General features: G+C 41.1%; 1 protein-coding gene and 1 pseudogene. Both read left to right on the forward strand.

Annotated elements, in window-relative coordinates:
* Positions 1–222, forward strand: a 222-nt coding sequence (locus ACS8FD_RS18555) for an RNA 3'-terminal phosphate cyclase (RefSeq protein WP_439276927.1), incomplete at its 5' end; no start/stop codon positions are given.
* Positions 223–433: 211 nt separating this feature from the next.
* Positions 434–850: pseudogene (locus tag ACS8FD_RS18560) on the forward strand (FMN-binding glutamate synthase family protein); the annotation flags it as partial.

Below are 850 nucleotides of genomic sequence, written 5' to 3' on the forward strand. Positions count from 1 at the left end.
CTGGTGAAACGTTATCTATTTCAAACGGATGCGCTGGTCGACGAATATTCAACCGATCAGCTACTATTACCTTTAGCCTTGTCAGGTGGTGGTGAATTTACAGCGCGTATGATTAGTGGGCATACTGAGACGCAAGCGTGGTTGATTGAGCAGTTCTTGCCCGTTGAAATTAAGTTTAATGCTATTGATGACGATAAAATACTGGTGCAAGTCGTCTGTTAAGCCACCTATGAGTATGAACATTATAATAACCACATTAGCACATTGTTACTCAAATACCGCTATGCAGTGATATCATATGTGTATGATATAGGCGATAAATTTGAGCGCGTTATTTGTGCTTAATAATGATAAAAGAGGGGTTTTTTGATCTACTTGCTCTTTCGATTATTATCGCCTTTTTAATCTTTACGTATTACTGCCGAGCCTTGCTATGCCCCAATCTCGTACCAATCTAAATCCTGAACCCAAACACAGTCGCCCTTACATCACAGGACTGCTACTACGCTATAGTACCTTTGGTGCCTCTATTTTAATTTTTTTGGCAGGGCTATTATTAATCAACTGGTGGTTGATTGTTATTGGTGGTTTGGCAGTAGGTTTAGGTATTTATGATCTAGTTCAATCCAAGCATTCCATCTTAAACAACTACCCTGTCGCAGGTCATATTCGTTACGTACTAGAGGATTTTCGCCCCGAGATTCGTCAGTATTTGCTTGAGGACGATAAAGAACAAGTACCGTTTTCACGTCAACAGCGGGCATTGGTCTATCAGCGTGCAAAAGGGGTCAGTGACACCAATGCTTTTGGAACGCTCGATGATTTATACGCGCATGGTAAAGAGTGGTTT

This window comes from Psychrobacter sp. 1U2 (genome assembly GCF_051847575.1).